We start from the raw sequence: 15,925 nt of genomic DNA, 5'->3' as shown, positions 1-15,925 counted from the left end.
TTGTTTTAATAGTACTTCTAACCATAAACGATAGTTGGGATTAGCCGCTTATTTAGTAAGCGGTTTTCTTGTGTTTAACCATTAATGAATGAATGAAGGTATAGCCTTCTTGCCTAATGGCATGACCGATTTTCGCAAATCGCGGAATGAAATTTAAAAGTTGGGAATAGTAAGGCTTGTGGCAAAACAAAATCAAAAAATAAAGAAGGACGGTGTCTACTGCATGAAATGGGACTGGAGCATTTCCTCACGCAGGAAATTGGGAAAAACGATTGGGGCATTACTTCTGGCTGTTGCCTTGATGATGAGCATGCCGAGCACGAGCATGGCTTTTGGAAAAGGTGATCATGGGCCGGATGTGTACGTTGTTCAAGGGATGCTGAAATCAATGGGGAGCTATGCTGGCCCAATTAACGGGAAATTCGACAGTTTAACAGTAAAGGGAGTTAAGTATTTTCAAAAAATGCATGGGCTTCCGGTTACTGGTGCAGTCGACAGCCGGACATTCCAGTCCATTACTTATGCTTACAGCCAAGTAAAGTACCCTTCGGGAGCGAAGGCAAAGAGCGGAGCGAAAGGCAACTTGCGCATCAAAGGTGAAGGCGGAGCCGGTCAAGGCGGAGGCCAAGGCATCGGTGGCGGAGCCGGTCAAGGCGGAGGCCAAGGAAATGGCGGCGGAGCCAGTCAAGGCGGAGGCCAAGGAATTGGTGGCGGAGCTGGTCAAGGCGGAGGCCAAGGAAATGGTGGCGGAGCTGGTCAAGGCGGAGGTAAAGGAATTGGCGGCGGAGCTGGTCAAGGCGGAGGCCAAGGAAATGGTGGCGGAGCTGGTCAAGGCGGAGGCCAAGGAAACGGTGGCGGAGCTGGTCAAGGCGGAGGTAAAGGAATTGGCGGCGGAGCTGGCCAAGGCGGAGGTAAAGGCATCGGCGGCGGAGCTGGTCAAGGCGGAGGTAAAGGAATCGGCGGTGGAGCTGGTCAAGGCGGAGGTAAAGGAATTGGCGGCGGAGCCGGTCAAGGCGAAGGCCAAGGAAATGGTGGCGGAGCTGGTCAAGGCGGAGGCCAAGGAATTGGCGGCGGAGCTGGTCAAGGCGGAGGTAAAGGCATCGGTGGCGGGGCCGGTCAAGGCGAAGGCCAAGAAAATGGTGGCGGAGCTGGTCAAGGCGGAGGCCAAGGAAATGGTGGCGGACAAGCTCCTACTACCAAGCCTGCTCCAATTGTAACGCCAGCGCCAACTACAGTTCCAGCGCCGGCAACACCAGCGCCAACTGTAGCACCAAAACCAAAATCATATTACTAAATAAAGTGGAATGAGCGTATCATTCCGATAAAAAAACGAGCCATAGAAGCGATTCTAGGGGCTCGTTTTTTGTATGGTTATTTTTCAAAGCTGACTATGGAAGGCAGCTATTTCGCTTGCAAAAACTTGTCGATAAATTGAATCGCTTTATCTGTGTTCTCGCTATTCACACGGACGCCAACGATATAGTTTTTAGGCGTAAGCACGGAAAGATTTTTCACCAGCGGGCTGTTGCTGATATCGATGCCGTATACATGCTCGGTTGGTTCATCCTTCGTCGTTTTTTTGACCAGCTCGCTTTCGGTAACCGAGGATTTCAGCTCGCCGCTCACTGCATCATCGATGTTTTGAAGGACGCCCTGCGGACTGATCCAGTCGAAGCTGGCCGAATCAAGAATATAAATATCCGGCTTCTCCGTTGCCAGAACAACCATTGCTTTTTGCTGGGAAGCCATATCGACCGCATCTTTAGCATCAAGCGGCACATAGGTCAAGTTAACTTTAAACCGTTTCCACTCGGGGAACTTGTCCAGGAGCGATTGCTCGAGGACAGCCATGTCCTGCTTATTGTCCTCTGTAAAAAATTCGCCAAAATACATCACTGACAAATCCACCGGCGGCAGGCTGGCCAGATAGCGCTGTTCCTCGCGATGATCCATATAAGCGATAACGCCGTAGATGATAAGAGCAATCGCCACAATCCCACCGAAAACATGGTATTTATAGTAGCGCCAAAAATGGTCGGTTTTCTCGGCGGCAGACGCCATATTTTTAAACTTTCCATACTCCTTCTCATTGAACGCTTGCTTGAACTTCTGGTCCTCTGCTTCAAGTATCCGTTTATAAGCGGCGGTCACTTGGCTGAATTCATCTGCCGTTGTCTCCCCATTGCCTGTGGTCTGCGTCCGGGAGCGGGATTGGCGAAGCAAGAGGCTATAGCGTTTCTCAACCTCTTCTTTTGAAGCGTTTTCGGGAAGGCCCAGCTTCGCGTAGGCTTGTTTTACATCTTCCATGGGGTCACCTCGACTATTATTTAAAAATATCAGTATAAATCCTACCCTCTAGTATACGGATTTAAGCGGACAAATGCCAATTTTCGCGCTTGCCCGCAGACGAGAGAGCGAATGCTGGCCGAGAAGGCGCTGGCATTGAACAGACTGCGAATTCAGTGATCATATGGTATGATAGGAAAAAGCTAGCTTCAAAACTAGCGTCTTGGGTGCGGCCAAACGCCGTCATACTTGAAGGAAATAAGCAGCTGCCTTACGCTTGGAATCAAATATCCAAGGAATGGGCTTGCACAAATCAGTCAATACCATAGATTAAGAGCATTGTTGTAATGGGGGATGGGCCATGCTTACAAATAAAACAATTATACTAGGAATTACGGGTGGGATCGCAGCCTATAAAGCGGCTACGCTTTGCAGTCGGCTGGTGCAGGCAGGGGCTAAGGTGCACGTCATTATGACCGAATCAGCAGCCCGTTTCATCACGCCGCTGACGCTCCAGACGCTTTCGCGCAACCCGGTGCATATCGACACCTTTGACGAGAGGGACCCTGCGGTCGTATCCCATATTCATTTGGCCGATCATGCCGATCTCATTGTTATTGCTCCTGCCACTGCAAATGTGATTGGCAAAATGGCAAATGGGCTTGCCGATGATATGCTCAGCACGACCCTGCTGGCGGCAACGAGCCCGGTGCTTGTCGCTCCAGCTATGAATGTGCATATGTATGAGCATCCGGCGGTGGCGCAAAATTTACAGACGTTAGTAGATCGCGGCGTCATGTTCGTGGACCCGGGCGAGGGACAGCTTGCCTGTGGTTATGTGGCGAAAGGGAGGCTGGCCGAGCCGGAGGAAATCGTCCACGCGATTGAAGAATGGTTCAGCCGAAGCCGCAAGCTTGCAGGCAAGCATGTTCTTGTTACCGCAGGCGGAACGGTGGAGCGGCTTGATCCCGTGCGTTATTTGACCAATGATTCCTCGGGCAAAATGGGCTTTGCCATCGCGGAGGCTGCGCTGCTGATGGGCGCAGAGGTCACCGTTGTCGCTGGGCGGACGACTGTAGAGCCGCCTGGCGGTGTAAAGCTGGTGCGGGTTGAATCCGCTCAGCAAATGCTTGATGCGGTCACCGCGCATTTTGAAACGGCTGACATCGTTGTTAAAGCGGCGGCTGTTGCCGATTATCGCCCAGCCCAGCAGCAGGAGCAGAAGCTGAAAAAGACGGGCGAGACGCTCACGCTTGAGCTGGAGCGCACGACGGATATTTTGCAGCTGCTCGGCGAGCGCAAGACGCATCAATTGCTCGTTGGTTTCGCTGCCGAAACCCAGCAGATCGCGCATTATGCGATGGATAAGCTGGCGCGCAAACACTGCGATCTCATCGTAGCCAATGATGTGAGCGCGGAAGGGGCAGGCTTCAATGGCGATACGAACGTTGTGCAGCTGTTTGGCAAGGAAGGCTTGATAGAGGCGCTTCCTTTATTGTCCAAACGCGAGACGGCAAGACGTATTTTGGAAGTCGCGGTGCAGCGGCTTTCACAGCTCCCTACCCAAAGGAGCTTTGGCGAATGATTGCCAGAGTGATAGTTGACGTGCCGAGCCGCCAGACCGATCGGCCATTCGATTATGAGGTTCCTGCGGAAATGTCCGGCTGGATTGAGGTGGGAAGCCGGGTTGGCGTGCCCTTCGGCGGCCGCGTGCTGCAAGGCTTCGTTGTGGAGCTCGCGGAAGAGGCGGAAGTTGACAGTCGCCGCCTCAAGGCGGTTGCCGAGCTGCTTGATCCGCTGCCGCCGCTGCTACCTGACTTAATCGGGCTAGCCAAATGGATGAGCGACAAATATTGCTGCTCTTGGACAACCGCGCTGCAAGCGATGATTCCTGCTGCGCTGAAAGGCAAGGCCGAGCGTTATGTATCGCTGAACGATTCGCTGGATGAGGAGCTGGAGCAGCTGGCAAGACGCTTGCCGCAGGAACTGCTGGATATGCTTTCGCGGCAGCGGCAGACGAAGCTCGAATCGCTGAAGGAGCGGTTCCCACAATACGCGCCAGATATTAAAGCAGCGCTGGAAGAAGGCGTGCTGCTCGAGCAGACAGCGATTCGCGACCGTCTGGCGATTCGCAAGGTGCTGACGGTGTTCCCGCCAGCAGATAAGGCAGCGGCTGTCGAGGCGCTAGCGGCATGGCCGGCAAAGGCGGGCAAGCAGCGTGACTTGCTTGCCTTTATGCTGGAGCGAGGCGAGCCCATTGCGCTGCAAGCGCTGCTCGCAGAAGCAGGCGGATCACCGGCGAGCGTGCGCGCGGTTGCAGGCAAAGGCCTGCTGGAGCTGCGGGAAATCGAGCAGCAGCGCGATCCTTACGCGAGCCGCGAGTTCGAGCGGACGGTTCCGCTGCCGCTCACCGAGGGGCAGCAGAGCGTATACACCCGCATAGCTGAAGCGGTCACGCGCGGCGAGCCGCAAGTATTGCTGCTGCATGGCGTGACGGGCAGCGGCAAAACCGAGGTCTATTTGCAAGCGATCCAGCATTGTCTAAAGCAAGGCAAGCAGGCGATTGTGCTTGTCCCAGAAATTGCGCTTACCCCGCAAATGGTCGAGCGGTTTAAAGGTCGTTTCGGCGATGCGGTAGCGGTGCTGCACAGCCGCTTGTCCAATGGGGAGCGCTACGATGAATGGCGCAAAATTAGAGGCCGCAAAGTACAGGTAGCCATCGGCGCCCGCTCGGCGATTTTTGCCCCCTTTGAACGGATCGGACTCGTCATTATTGATGAGGAGCATGAATCCTCCTACAAGCAGGAGGAAAGCCCGAAATATCATGCCAGAGATGTATCTGTCCAGCGTGCAAGGCAGCATGGAGCGGCTGTCGTATTAGGCTCGGCGACGCCGTCGCTCGAATCGTATGCGGCGGCGAGCAGGCGACCGGCAGAAGGGCGCGAATCGTCGCTGCTGCCGATGCCAGACCGCGTGGGGGGCAGGCCGCTGCCGCCCGTAACGGTTATTGACATGCGTGCGGAGCTTGCGGCTGGCAATCGCTCGATGTTCAGCCGCAAGCTGCATGAAGGGCTCGTACAGCGGCTGGAGCGCGGCGAGCAGACGGTGCTGCTGCTCAATCGGCGCGGTTATTCTACCTTCGTCATGTGCCGCTCTTGCGGCTACACGGCGCTTTGTCCGCACTGCGATATTTCGCTGACGTATCATCAGAAGTCACGGCTGCTGCGCTGCCATTATTGCGGTCATGCCGAGCAGGCGCCGCAAACCTGTCCGTCCTGCGAAAGCGAGCATATCCGCTTTTTTGGTACGGGGACCCAGCGTGTAGAAGAGGAGCTTGCGAAGCTGTTTCCCGGCATTCGGGTTATTCGAATGGATGTGGACACAACGACGGAGAAAAACGCGCATGAGAAGCTGCTGAAGCGCTTCGGCGACCGTGAGGCGGATGTGCTGCTTGGCACGCAGATGGTAGCGAAGGGGCTTGATTTTCCATACGTTACGCTAGTTGGCGTTATTGCAGCGGATACGTCGCTTAATTTGCCGGATTTTCGTTCAGCGGAACGGACGTTTCAGCTGCTTACGCAGGTGGCAGGCCGTGCTGGCCGCCACCAGCTGCCAGGGGAGGTCGTTGTCCAGACGTATTCACCCGAGCATTATGCGGTTACAACCGCGCAAAAGCATGATTACATCCGGTTTGTCGAAGAAGAGCTCAAGCATCGCGGCGTTATGGGCTATCCGCCTTATTGCCGGTTGGTGCTGGTCACGATGTCGCATGAGCAGCTTGCGCTGCTGTCCTCAGTGTCTGAGCAGTTTGCGGAGCGGCTGCGCGAGCTGGCGGCTGATGAAGGCGTATTAGGGCCGCTTGGAGCGGGTTTGCCGCGTGTGCTCGAGGTGCTTGGGCCAGTCGCATCGCCTATATCGAGAATGAAAGATCGCTACCGTTTTCAATGTGTGATAAAATATCGGGGGAACATTGATGTGCCTGCGCTTCTTCGCGGTGCGCTTGCGCCATTCATTGCAGGCTCTCCTCAGAAGCTTGTGCAGTTCAGCATTGATGTAGATCCGCAAGTCATATTATAGATTTCGTTGTAAAGGAAGGGAACGGCAATGGCCATTCGTATTATTGTAAAAGATCCTGATCCCGTTTTGCGGGAGCCAGCTATGGAAGTTACTAAATTTAATTCCAACTTGAAAAAGCTGCTTAAAGATATGGCGGAAACGATGTATGACGCTGATGGCGTCGGTCTAGCGGCTCCGCAGGTCGGCATTTCCAAGCGTGTTATCGTGGTGGATATCGGGGATGAAAAAGGACTGATCGAAATGGTCAATCCGGTCATCGTGGAAGAAGAAGGCGAGCAGCTTGGACCTGAGGGCTGCCTGAGTATTCCGAATTTAAACGGAGATGTGATGCGTTCAGACCGCATCGTCGTAAAAGGCCAAAATTCCGATGGCGAGACGTTTACGGTTGAAGCGGAAGGCTTCCTTTCGCGGGCGTTCCAGCATGAGGTTGATCATTTGAACGGCATTTTGTTCACGGATCTCGCCGAGAGCGTGTACGATATTTCCGAAAGACAGAAAAAAGGCGGCGAATAAGGCCATGCGTATTGTATTTATGGGGACGCCGGAGTTCGCCGTCCCTTCTTTGCAGTTGTTAATCAATAACGGCTATGAAGTCGTGGCAGTTGTCACGCAGCCGGATCGTCCAAAGGGGCGTAAGCGGACGCTTACGCCTCCGCCTGTGAAAGAAGCGGCGCTGGCTTTAGGCTTGCCGGTTTTGCAGCCTGAGCGTATGCGCAGCAGCGAAGCGGTCGATGCGCTGGCACAATATCGCCCTGATTTAATTGTGACCGCAGCTTATGGGCAGATTTTGCCGAAAGGTGTGCTGGAGCTGCCGCGTCTGGGCTGTATCAACGTTCATGGCTCGCTGCTGCCTCGCTATCGCGGGGGGGCGCCGATTCAACGTGCGATTATTAATGGCGAGACGGTAACAGGCGTAACGATTATGTATATGGCTGAGGGACTGGACACTGGCGATATGATCAGCAAGGTGGAAGTCGCCATTACCGATGAGGATACTTCGGGCTCGCTGTTTGAGAAGCTGAGCGCTGCTGGGGCGGAGCTGCTGGAGCAGACGCTGCCGGGCATTATTTCAGGCGCTGCGACAGCAACGGAGCAGCAGCATGAGCTGGCAACTTACGCGCCGAATTTGTCGCGTGAGGATGAACGGATTGATTGGGCGAAATCTGCCCGCCAAATCTATAATCAAGTGCGCGGCCTATCGCCGATGGCCGGTGCGTTTACTTATTTGAACGGCGAGCTGTTCAAAGTATGGGCTTGCGCCATGCCCGCAGAGCCGTCTAGCGCGGATAGTGCTGCCGCAGCTCTGCCGGGAACGGTGCGCGAAGCAAATGGAGCGGGCATCGCCGTACAGACGGGTGCTGGCGTAATCGTGCTTACGCAAATTCAGCCAGCAGGCAAAAAAGCGATGTCAGCGGCTGACTGGCTGAAAGGCTCACGGCTGGCTGAAGGCACTATCTTCGGCGAAGCAAACGAGATAAGCGGTGAAGACCAATGAGTGAGCAAAAGCAAGTTAAGCCTGCGCAGCCAGCAGTAAAGTCTGGACGGCCGCAGCAGAAAAATTCAGCGGCGCCTTCATCGAAGGCTGCTTCGCAAGGACGTCGCCCGCAGGCTGGGGGCAAATCAGGCAGCAAATCCCGCTCTGCTGGATCTGCTGGAGGACAAGCATCCAGCGGAAGCAATCGAGCGGCGGGTCAAGCGGGAGCGCGCAAAAGCGGCTCGACACGTGCTCCTCGTACGCCAAGAGAGCTGGCGCTGGATATTTTGGTAAGCGTTGCTGGGGCTGGTGCCTACAGCAATCTCAAGCTCAACCAGTCGCTGCAGGATGCTAATCTTTCTCGTGCGGATGCGGGCCTCGCTACAGAGCTGGTATACGGGACGATTCAGCATCAGCGCACACTCGATTATTGGCTTACGCGATTCGTGGCGAAGGGCTTCAATAAGCTGCAGCCGTGGGTTCATCAACTGCTGCGTATGAGTGCTTACCAGCTGCTGTATTTGGACCGGATTCCGGTTCATGCCGCAGTTAACGAAGCGGTTTCCATTGCCAAGAAGCGGGGGCATCAAGGTATTTCCGGCATGGTCAATGGGGTGCTGCGCAGTATGGATCGCAGCCGTGCAGAGCTTGTGCCGTCTGCAATTAAAGCGGGTTCACCGGCGGAAAAGCTCGCGATCCTTCATTCCTATCCCGACTGGCTCGTTAAGCGCTGGCTGCTCGCTTACGGCGAGCAAACGACTGAAGCTATTTGCGCGGCTGGCAATGATTCTCCGCATGGAAGCGTACGGGTCAATTCCGTCCGCGGAACAAGGGCTGCAGCGCTTGAGCAGCTTGCTGAGCTTGGACTTGATGCCGAAGCATCGCCGCTTGCTCCCGCAGGTATTACGACCCGCCGCGGCGGCAGCTTGGTGGATACGGATGGCTTCCGCGAAGGGCTGTGGACGATACAGGATGAAAGCTCCATGCTCGTAGCCGAGGTCGTCGCACCAGCAGCCGGCATGCAGGTGCTGGATTGCTGCGCCGCTCCTGGCGGCAAAACGACGCATCTGGCTGAGCTCATGGGCAATAAAGGCAAAGTGTGGGCGAACGATTTGCACCCGCATAAACGGCAGCTTATTATTGATCAGTCTTCACGGCTCGGATTGACGAACGTGGAAGCCATAACAAGCGATGCGGCGCAGCTGTCCGAGCGCTTTGCCAGCGGTTCGATGGATGCTGTGCTGCTGGATGCGCCTTGCTCAGGCTTTGGCGTCATTCGGCGCAAGCCCGAGATCAAGTGGACGAAGACGGCTGCAGATGTAGCCGCTATAGCAGATATTCAACGCGAGCTGCTTGAAGCGGTGAGCGGCCTCGTTAAGCCGGGCGGTGTGCTCGTTTACAGCACATGCACTATTGAACGATCTGAGAATGAGGAGCAGGTGGAGCATTTTCTACAGGCGCATCCTGAATTTGAGCTGGACCGCAACTGGCCGGAATCTGTTCTCCATGCTTTGCAGGAGGCAGGGGCGATCGATGAGGCGTTTAAAGGCTATGCGCAGCTGCTTCCGCAGCATTATGGCAGCGATGGTTTCTTCATTGCTCGCTTGCTGAAGCGCGCCTAATCGTTGCTTGTGGTTCATGATGGACGTTTGTGGTAAAATAAATCATCAGCGGCGCAGGTAGAGAGCTTTTGCCGCGCTATTATACAGTCAGGTGTGATAATCTAATGAAACCTTTTATTTACGACTATACGCTAGAGCAGCTGCAAGATTGGATGAAAGAGAATGGCGAGCCGGCGTTTCGCGCTGGCCAGCTGTACGATTGGCTGTACGTTAAGCGTGTAAACAGCTTTGAAGAGATGAGCAACTTGTCCAAATCGCTCAGAACGAAGCTGTTTGACCAATTTCAATTTGTAACGCTCTCCGAAATAACGAAATTCGAATCTAAGGACGGAACCGTCAAGTTTCTGTTTGGGCTGCATGACAACCATGCAATCGAGACCGTTATTATGCGCCATAACTATGGCAACAGCATTTGCGTGACTACGCAGGTTGGCTGCCGGATCGGCTGTACCTTCTGTGCATCGACGCTGGGCGGCTTGAAGCGGAATTTGACCGCAGGCGAAATTATTGCTCAAGTCGTAGTAGCACAGCAAATGCTGGACGTTACGAATGAGCGTGTATCCAGCATCGTTATTATGGGTTCCGGAGAGCCGTTCGAGAACTATGATGCGACGATGATGTTTTTGCGCACGATGATTCACGAGAAAGGTCTGAACATTGGCCAGCGCCATATTACCGTTTCGACCAGCGGCATCGTGCCAAGCATGTACAAATTTGCCGACGAGAATACGCAAATCAATCTGGCGCTTTCTATTCATGCCCCGAATGATACGCTGCGCTCCAAGCTGATGCCGGTTAACCGCCGTTATCCTTTTGATGATGTGATGGAGGCTTGCCGTTATTATTTGGCCAAGACAGGTCGCCGGATTTCGTTTGAATATGCATTGATCGGCGGGGTTAATGACCGTCCCGAGCATGCGCAGGAGTTGGCGGATGTCCTTAAAGGACTGCTGTGCCATGTCAATTTGATTCCGGTCAACCATGTGCCGGAGCGAAATTATGTGCGTACGCCACGGGAGGATATTTTTGAGTTCCAGCGTATACTGGAGAAAAATAAAATAAATGCAACGATTCGCAGGGAGCAAGGGCATGATATTGCCGCCGCTTGCGGACAGCTTCGTGCGAAGCACATGGAGTCTACGACGAGGTGATAACGGTTGATTACGGCAAACCTGAGCGATATCGGAAAAGTTCGTCAAGTCAATGAAGATCATTCATGGGTAGGACAGCTAGATAATGGCATCACGTTTGCTATAGTCGCTGACGGGATGGGCGGCCATCAGGCTGGCGATGTAGCGAGCCAGCTGGCAGTGAATACATTCCGTGAAATGCTGGAGCCCATTGCGGCGAGACCTGACTTTTCCATTGAGGAAGGCAAGGCATTTTTGCGCAAAGCCATTGTAGGTGCGAATGATGTCGTTTATGACATGGCATCGCGCAATGAGCAATATTATAATATGGGCACTACGATAGTCGCTGCCATGTTTCAAGGTCGGGAAGCCGTCATCGGACATATTGGGGACAGCCGCGCTTATGTCATATCCAAAAGCTGCATTGTGCAGTTGACGGAGGATCATACGCTTGTCAATGAGCTGCTGAAATCAGGGCAGATCAGCGAGAAGGAGGCGTTGGTCCATCCACGGCGCAACGTGCTCACCAGAGCGGTAGGCACCGATGCGTCTGTTGAGGTTGATATCCAGACGATTTCCTACTCGGCCGATGATTTCATCCTGCTGTGCAGCGATGGGCTGACGAACATGGTCAACGATGATCAAATTATGTATACCGTAACGAAGGGTGGAGCGAGCCTGAAAGATAAAGCGGAGCATCTCATCCATTTGGCGCTGCGCGCTGGCGGGGACGATAACGTTACCGTCGTGCTGCTGCAAGTAAATACCAGCGCAGATCGAGAGGAGTGTACAGCTGATGATAGGGCATAATTTAGGCGGTCGCTATGAAATTCTGACTCGCATCGGCGGAGGCGGCATGGCGCTTGTCTATAAAGCCCATGACGTCCTGTTGAACCGCAATGTGGCGGTTAAAGTGCTGCGCCAGCAGTTTGTGCATGATGAAGAGTTTATTCGCAGATTTCGCCGTGAGGCGCAGTCGGCAGCTGCGTTATCCCATCCCAATGTCGTTAGCATCTATGATGTAGGACAAGAGGAAGATACGCATTATATCGTTATGGAATATATCGAAGGCAGCAATCTTAATGAGATTATTGTGGAGCGTGCACCGCTCCAGGCGGATGAATCGGTTCGTATTGCCATTCAAATCTGCGATGCGCTTGGTCATGCCCATCAGAATCATATTATTCATCGTGATATTAAACCACATAATATTTTGATCGGTAAAAACGGCAGGGTCAAGGTAACCGATTTCGGTATTGCCCGCGCGGTTACTTCTTCTACTATTACCCAGACAGGCTCGGTGCTGGGCTCGGTTCATTATTTTTCTCCTGAGCATGCTAAAGGGGTAAGTACAGGCGAGAAATCCGACCTTTATTCGCTGGGCATTGTACTCTATCAGATGCTTACTGGCAATTTGCCTTTTTTGGGAGAAAGCCCAATCAGCGTCGCTTTGAAGCATCTGCAGGAAACATTTGAGGAGCCGCGCGTTGTAAACCCTCATATTCCGCAAAGTGTGGAAAATGTTATTTTACGGGCGATGCGCAAAAATCCGGGGGAACGTTACCATTCAGCTCAGGAAATGCTGAACGATTTGGAAACCTGCCTCGCGCCAAATCGAAGGAATGAGGAAAAGGTTTCATTTGCCCATGTAAATGATCTGGATGAGACTCGTGTCATGCCAGCCATTCGCGGCAGTGATATCCGTCCCATTCGCCAGAGCGAGTCAAGCTATGAGAAGGCGGAGGTTTCTTCGGATCAGACGGGCCGGCAGGGAGATAAAGAAGTTCTGAATAAGAAAGCAAAGGGCTGGAAGCGACCGACGATAATTGTGGCAAGCACGCTGGTTGTCCTGGCATTCATCATATGGGGATTCGTGACTTTGCTTGATCGGCTGGATGTAGAGGAAGTGAATGTGCCGTACGTTGTCGGCCTCGACTTGGAGCAGGCGACGGCAAAGCTTGAGGAGTTTGGGCTGAAGGTGCAGGAACCGACGATACGGGAGTTCCGCGACGATATACCGATCAATGAGGTATTTGAGCAGACGAAGAAAAATATGCGCGTCAAGCAGGGCTCGTTCATACAGCTATCTGTGAGTGATGGGCCGATGCTGAAGCAGCTTGGCGATTACCGGGGCAAGACGCTGCAGGCGGTTAAGGATGAGCTTTCTGCGCTTGGTATTAATCCGGATACGCAAATTGATGTTGAAGAAGTATTCAGCGAGCAGGAAGCGGATACGGTTGTTACACAACAGCCGGAGCCGGGAACGGATTTTGATCCGAATACGGTGAAATTCCAGTTTATGGTCAGCAAAGGCATGGAAACGATTAAAATGCCGAACTTGATTGGCAAAACAGTAGCTGAGGCTAAAGATATGGTGAAGGCAAATGGACTGACGCTTTCAGACGATGATATTTTGTATGAGCCGAGCTATGTGCAGGCCAAGGGCCTTGTGCTCAATCAGGACCAATACAAGCCAAATGATCCTGTTCCAAAAGGTACAAAAATCACCATTCGAGTCAGCTCAGGTCCTTCTGCGGAAGCGAAGGAGCATCAGTTCAATGTTGTCATTTCGCCAGCGAAGGCTGGAAAAACGAGCGAAATTCGCATCGTCTATACCGACTCTAGAGGGCAAAACATTGAATGGGGCAGAAACCAAATTCAAGATACCCAGACATTTCCCGTAACCGTAATCCTGGCACCGAACACTGAGGCCATGATTACGATTTATCGGGATAGTCAGTTTGTCGATACGAAATCCGTCACTTACGATCAACTTGCCCAAAGCAGCAGTTCATCTACCGTCACGGTGCCGGGCGAAGACGAACAGGTGATAACACCTGTTACAGAAGAGCCGGTCGTATCGGAATCGCCAGCTCCTGAACCGACAGTGGAGCCGGAACAATCGGAGGTTAACGACAGCGATGACCAAGGAAGCGAACATGGAGAAGCGGAAGGAAAAGGCAAGGGAAAAGATGAGCAGCAGCCATAATCACGCATCTCTTGAGCTTCGTGGACGCATTGTGAAGGCGCTCAGCGGCTATTATTATGTACTGCCTGATGAGGCTGAATCTCAGGATGCAACGGTACAATGCCGTGGGCGCGGCATTTTGAAAAATAAAGGAATTACGCCACTAGTAGGCGACGAAGTTATATACAGCCTTACGGAGAACGGCGAGGGGACGGTGGAGCGGGTTTTGCCTCGCTCATCCGAGCTTATACGCCCTCCGGTGGCCAATATTGATGTGGCGATGCTGGTTTTCTCCGTAACGGAGCCAGCGCTCAATTTGACGCTGCTGGATAAGTTTCTTGTGCATATCGAGCATGCGGAGATTGAAGCGGTGCTGTGCCTTAGCAAGCAGGATTTGGAGCATGATGGCGAGGAGACGGAAGCGGCTGCTGAGGCCGCCTCTTCTGTCAACCGCATTTATTCCGCTATTGGCTACGAGATATATGGGACAAGTTCCAGACAAGGCAAGGGCATTGAGGAGCTTGGGCAGCGGCTGAAAGGGCATTTGGCGGTTTTTGCCGGGCAATCGGGTGTAGGCAAGTCTTCGCTGCTTAATGCAATTGTTCCTGGGCTGCAGCTTGAGACGAATGCGATCAGTAACCGCCTTGGACGGGGCAAGCATACGACGAGGCATGTGGAGCTGATTGAAATTGGCGGAGGTTATGTCGCCGATACGCCTGGCTTTAGCCAGCTCGATTTCACCGAGCTTGGCATTGAAGATTTAGGCTACTGTTTTCGAGAAATACGCGCGTTGTCTCCGGACTGCAAATTCCGTGGCTGCACGCATGTGCAGGAGCCGGGGTGCGCGGTCCTTGCTGCTTTGGCAGAAGGGAAAATAGCGCCAAGCCGTCATGAAAATTACTTGCAGTTTTTAAATGAAATGAAAGATAAAAAACGGAGGTACTGACAAACCCATGACTATAATAGCACCCTCTATTTTATCGGCTGACTTCAGCCGGCTCGGAGAAGAAATTTCAGGTATTGAGCAGGCCGGAGCGGACTGGATTCATGTAGACGTTATGGATGGACAGTTCGTGCCGAACTTAACCTTCGGTCCTCCTGTCATTGCGGCTGTAAGGCCAGCAACAAAGCTGCCTTTTGATGTGCATCTGATGATCGAGCGTCCGGAGTTGTCAATCGCGAATTACGCAGCCGCTGGTGCTGATCGTATTACGGTACATGCAGAAGCATGTGTGCATTTGCACCGTACGATTTATCAAATTAAGGAACTGGGACTTCCGGCTGGCGTAGCCATCAATCCAGGAACTCCGGTATCTGTGCTGGAATCTGTGCTGGGCGATGTGGATCTGATCCTGGTTATGACGGTAAATCCGGGCTTCGGCGGACAGAAGTTTATCCCTTATTCGCTGAATAAGCTGCGTCAAATCCGCAGCATGCTTGTGGAGCGCGGGCTGCAGCATGTTCATGTGCAGGTGGATGGCGGCATCAATGAAGAAACGGCTAAGCTTGTGACGGAGGCGGGTGCGAATGTACTCGTAGCCGGCAATGCAGTATTTGCCCAAGCAGATCGCGCGGCAGCTATATCGGTTTTACGCTAGGCTGCATATCTTAAATTAAGTTTGCACTTGGGAGGCTGTAATGGAAGAATACGAGACATCTCGAGGGAAGACATGGCTGTGGGTGCTCCTATTTGCGCTCGGTATAGGCTTGCTGCTTGCGGCTTTCTCCATTCTAACTGGGATGATCAAATACGTTTTTTCTTTGCTTGCTTTGTATTTGATTTTTCAGTTTTTCAAAAGGGTCGAGAAGCTATGGGCACGAATAACGGTAATCGTGCTGGGGCTGGTATTTTATTTCTTGGCCGTATTGGTTTATACGGCAATCCAGTTCATTAATGAAAATCCGCCTCCAATGACGTGATCATCGCGGATATGGGCTCTCCAGCACTCGTTCAAATGGAATAGGACAAAGGTTAAGCGCATAGGATGGTTACATGAACGCAGGTTCGTGTAGCCATTTTTTTTGAAATATAGGGAAGTATATCGCAGCACTATTCTTTCTCTATATTTCTCGGAATGAAACGCGCTGCGCCACAAAAGGATGGCTTTCGGCCGTTTCACCTTGCGTGAAACATAGCATGTGTATGCGGGAAGAAAAAGCATGTAAGTCACCATTTCGATGAGCGTGTCTGAGGAGGGATGGGCATGAAATTTTACACGATCAAGCTGCCGAAATTTTTGGGCGGGTTCGTAAAGGCGATTTTGAATACCTTCCAAAAAAGTTAGTTCCTTTGCAGCCGCCTTCGAATGATCGTGGTTTATGTGAACAATAAAAAGCACCTGAGCCCAGGTGCTTTTTGTCTACCATA

14 protein-coding genes are annotated in these 15,925 nt (G+C 52.8%); 13 read left to right on the top strand and 1 reads right to left on the bottom strand.

Annotated elements, in window-relative coordinates; genetic code table 11:
- Window positions 1–178 precede the first annotated feature (178 nt).
- Complete coding sequence (locus ACSR9A_RS21825) at window positions 179–1,294, top strand: peptidoglycan-binding domain-containing protein (protein ID WP_473759445.1); 1,116 nt, start codon at window positions 179–181, stop codon at window positions 1,292–1,294.
- A 107-nt stretch (window positions 1,295–1,401) separates the two neighbouring features.
- Here the strand turns inward: ACSR9A_RS21825 and ACSR9A_RS21820 are convergent, their stop codons facing one another.
- Window positions 1,402–2,307, bottom strand: a complete 906-nt coding sequence (locus tag ACSR9A_RS21820) for a J domain-containing protein (RefSeq protein ID WP_473759444.1) — start codon at window positions 2,305–2,307, stop codon at window positions 1,402–1,404.
- Window positions 2,308–2,647: 340 nt separating this feature from the next.
- Between ACSR9A_RS21820 and coaBC the strand changes: the two genes are divergently transcribed.
- The 12 genes from coaBC to spoVM all read left to right on the top strand — a co-directional run bounded on the left by coaBC (window position 2,648) and on the right by spoVM (window position 15,842).
- On the top strand, window positions 2,648–3,871 hold the full coding sequence (coaBC, locus tag ACSR9A_RS21815) for a bifunctional phosphopantothenoylcysteine decarboxylase/phosphopantothenate--cysteine ligase CoaBC (protein ID WP_473759443.1): 1,224 nt from the start codon (window positions 2,648–2,650) through the stop codon (window positions 3,869–3,871).
- Window positions 3,868–6,363: a primosomal protein N' gene (gene priA / locus ACSR9A_RS21810; protein WP_473759442.1), complete on the top strand. Its 2,496-nt coding sequence runs from the start codon at window positions 3,868–3,870 to the stop codon at window positions 6,361–6,363. The genes coaBC and priA overlap by 4 nt, the downstream gene beginning before the upstream one ends.
- A gap of 27 nt (window positions 6,364–6,390) precedes the next feature.
- Window positions 6,391–6,876: a peptide deformylase gene (def, locus tag ACSR9A_RS21805; protein WP_341282366.1), complete on the top strand. Its 486-nt coding sequence runs from the start codon at window positions 6,391–6,393 to the stop codon at window positions 6,874–6,876.
- A 4-nt stretch (window positions 6,877–6,880) separates the two neighbouring features.
- Complete coding sequence (gene fmt / locus ACSR9A_RS21800) at window positions 6,881–7,858, top strand: methionyl-tRNA formyltransferase (protein ID WP_473759441.1); 978 nt, start codon at window positions 6,881–6,883, stop codon at window positions 7,856–7,858.
- On the top strand, window positions 7,855–9,459 hold the full coding sequence (rsmB, locus tag ACSR9A_RS21795) for a 16S rRNA (cytosine(967)-C(5))-methyltransferase RsmB (RefSeq protein ID WP_473759440.1): 1,605 nt from the start codon (window positions 7,855–7,857) through the stop codon (window positions 9,457–9,459). The genes fmt and rsmB overlap by 4 nt, the downstream gene beginning before the upstream one ends.
- 104 nt (window positions 9,460–9,563) lie before the next feature.
- Window positions 9,564–10,610: a dual-specificity RNA methyltransferase RlmN gene (gene rlmN / locus ACSR9A_RS21790; protein WP_341282369.1), complete on the top strand. Its 1,047-nt coding sequence runs from the start codon at window positions 9,564–9,566 to the stop codon at window positions 10,608–10,610.
- 6 nt (window positions 10,611–10,616) lie between these two features.
- Window positions 10,617–11,399 carry a Stp1/IreP family PP2C-type Ser/Thr phosphatase gene (locus ACSR9A_RS21785; protein ID WP_473759439.1) on the top strand — a complete coding sequence of 261 codons (783 nt, stop codon included), beginning with the start codon at window positions 10,617–10,619 and terminating at the stop codon, window positions 11,397–11,399.
- Window positions 11,386–13,578: a Stk1 family PASTA domain-containing Ser/Thr kinase gene (gene pknB / locus ACSR9A_RS21780; RefSeq protein ID WP_473759438.1), complete on the top strand. Its 2,193-nt coding sequence runs from the start codon at window positions 11,386–11,388 to the stop codon at window positions 13,576–13,578. The genes ACSR9A_RS21785 and pknB overlap by 14 nt, the downstream gene beginning before the upstream one ends.
- Complete coding sequence (rsgA, locus tag ACSR9A_RS21775; RefSeq protein ID WP_473760217.1) at window positions 13,562–14,503, top strand: ribosome small subunit-dependent GTPase A; 942 nt, start codon at window positions 13,562–13,564, stop codon at window positions 14,501–14,503. Before pknB ends, rsgA begins: the two co-directional genes overlap by 17 nt.
- 7 nt (window positions 14,504–14,510) lie before the next feature.
- Entirely contained in the window at window positions 14,511–15,155 is a 645-nt protein-coding gene (gene rpe / locus ACSR9A_RS21770; protein ID WP_473759437.1) for a ribulose-phosphate 3-epimerase, read from the top strand.
- 40 nt (window positions 15,156–15,195) lie between these two features.
- Window positions 15,196–15,477, top strand: coding sequence for a hypothetical protein (locus ACSR9A_RS21765; protein ID WP_473759436.1), 282 nt, complete (start codon window positions 15,196–15,198; stop codon window positions 15,475–15,477).
- Window positions 15,478–15,761: 284 nt separating this feature from the next.
- Window positions 15,762–15,842, top strand: a complete 81-nt coding sequence (gene spoVM, locus ACSR9A_RS21760; RefSeq protein WP_040711006.1) for a stage V sporulation protein SpoVM — start codon at window positions 15,762–15,764, stop codon at window positions 15,840–15,842.
- Window positions 15,843–15,925 lie beyond the last annotated feature (83 nt).

The organism is Paenibacillus sp. R-74696 (assembly GCF_055814915.1).
The sequence above is the reverse complement of the archived record's forward strand: the minus strand, read 5'-3'. Positions and strand labels throughout refer to the sequence as shown.

Bases quoted from the DNA above. Each gene is read 5' to 3' on its own strand.
- rpe (WP_473759437.1), top strand. From the start codon at position 14,511: ATGACTATAATAGCACCCTCTATTTTATCGGCTGACTTCAGCCGGCTC.
- coaBC (WP_473759443.1), top strand. From the start codon at position 2,648: ATGCTTACAAATAAAACAATTATACTAGGAATTACGGGTGGGATCGCA.
- ACSR9A_RS21820 (WP_473759444.1), bottom strand. From the start codon at position 2,307: ATGGAAGATGTAAAACAAGCCTACGCGAAGCTGGGCCTTCCCGAAAAC.
- rlmN (WP_341282369.1), top strand. From the start codon at position 9,564: ATGAAACCTTTTATTTACGACTATACGCTAGAGCAGCTGCAAGATTGG.
- ACSR9A_RS21765 (WP_473759436.1), top strand. From the start codon at position 15,196: ATGGAAGAATACGAGACATCTCGAGGGAAGACATGGCTGTGGGTGCTC.
- def (WP_341282366.1), top strand. From the start codon at position 6,391: ATGGCCATTCGTATTATTGTAAAAGATCCTGATCCCGTTTTGCGGGAG.
- rsgA (WP_473760217.1), top strand. From the start codon at position 13,562: ATGAGCAGCAGCCATAATCACGCATCTCTTGAGCTTCGTGGACGCATT.
- rsmB (WP_473759440.1), top strand. From the start codon at position 7,855: ATGAGTGAGCAAAAGCAAGTTAAGCCTGCGCAGCCAGCAGTAAAGTCT.
- fmt (WP_473759441.1), top strand. From the start codon at position 6,881: ATGCGTATTGTATTTATGGGGACGCCGGAGTTCGCCGTCCCTTCTTTG.
- pknB (WP_473759438.1), top strand. From the start codon at position 11,386: ATGATAGGGCATAATTTAGGCGGTCGCTATGAAATTCTGACTCGCATC.
- spoVM (WP_040711006.1), top strand. From the start codon at position 15,762: ATGAAATTTTACACGATCAAGCTGCCGAAATTTTTGGGCGGGTTCGTA.
- priA (WP_473759442.1), top strand. From the start codon at position 3,868: ATGATTGCCAGAGTGATAGTTGACGTGCCGAGCCGCCAGACCGATCGG.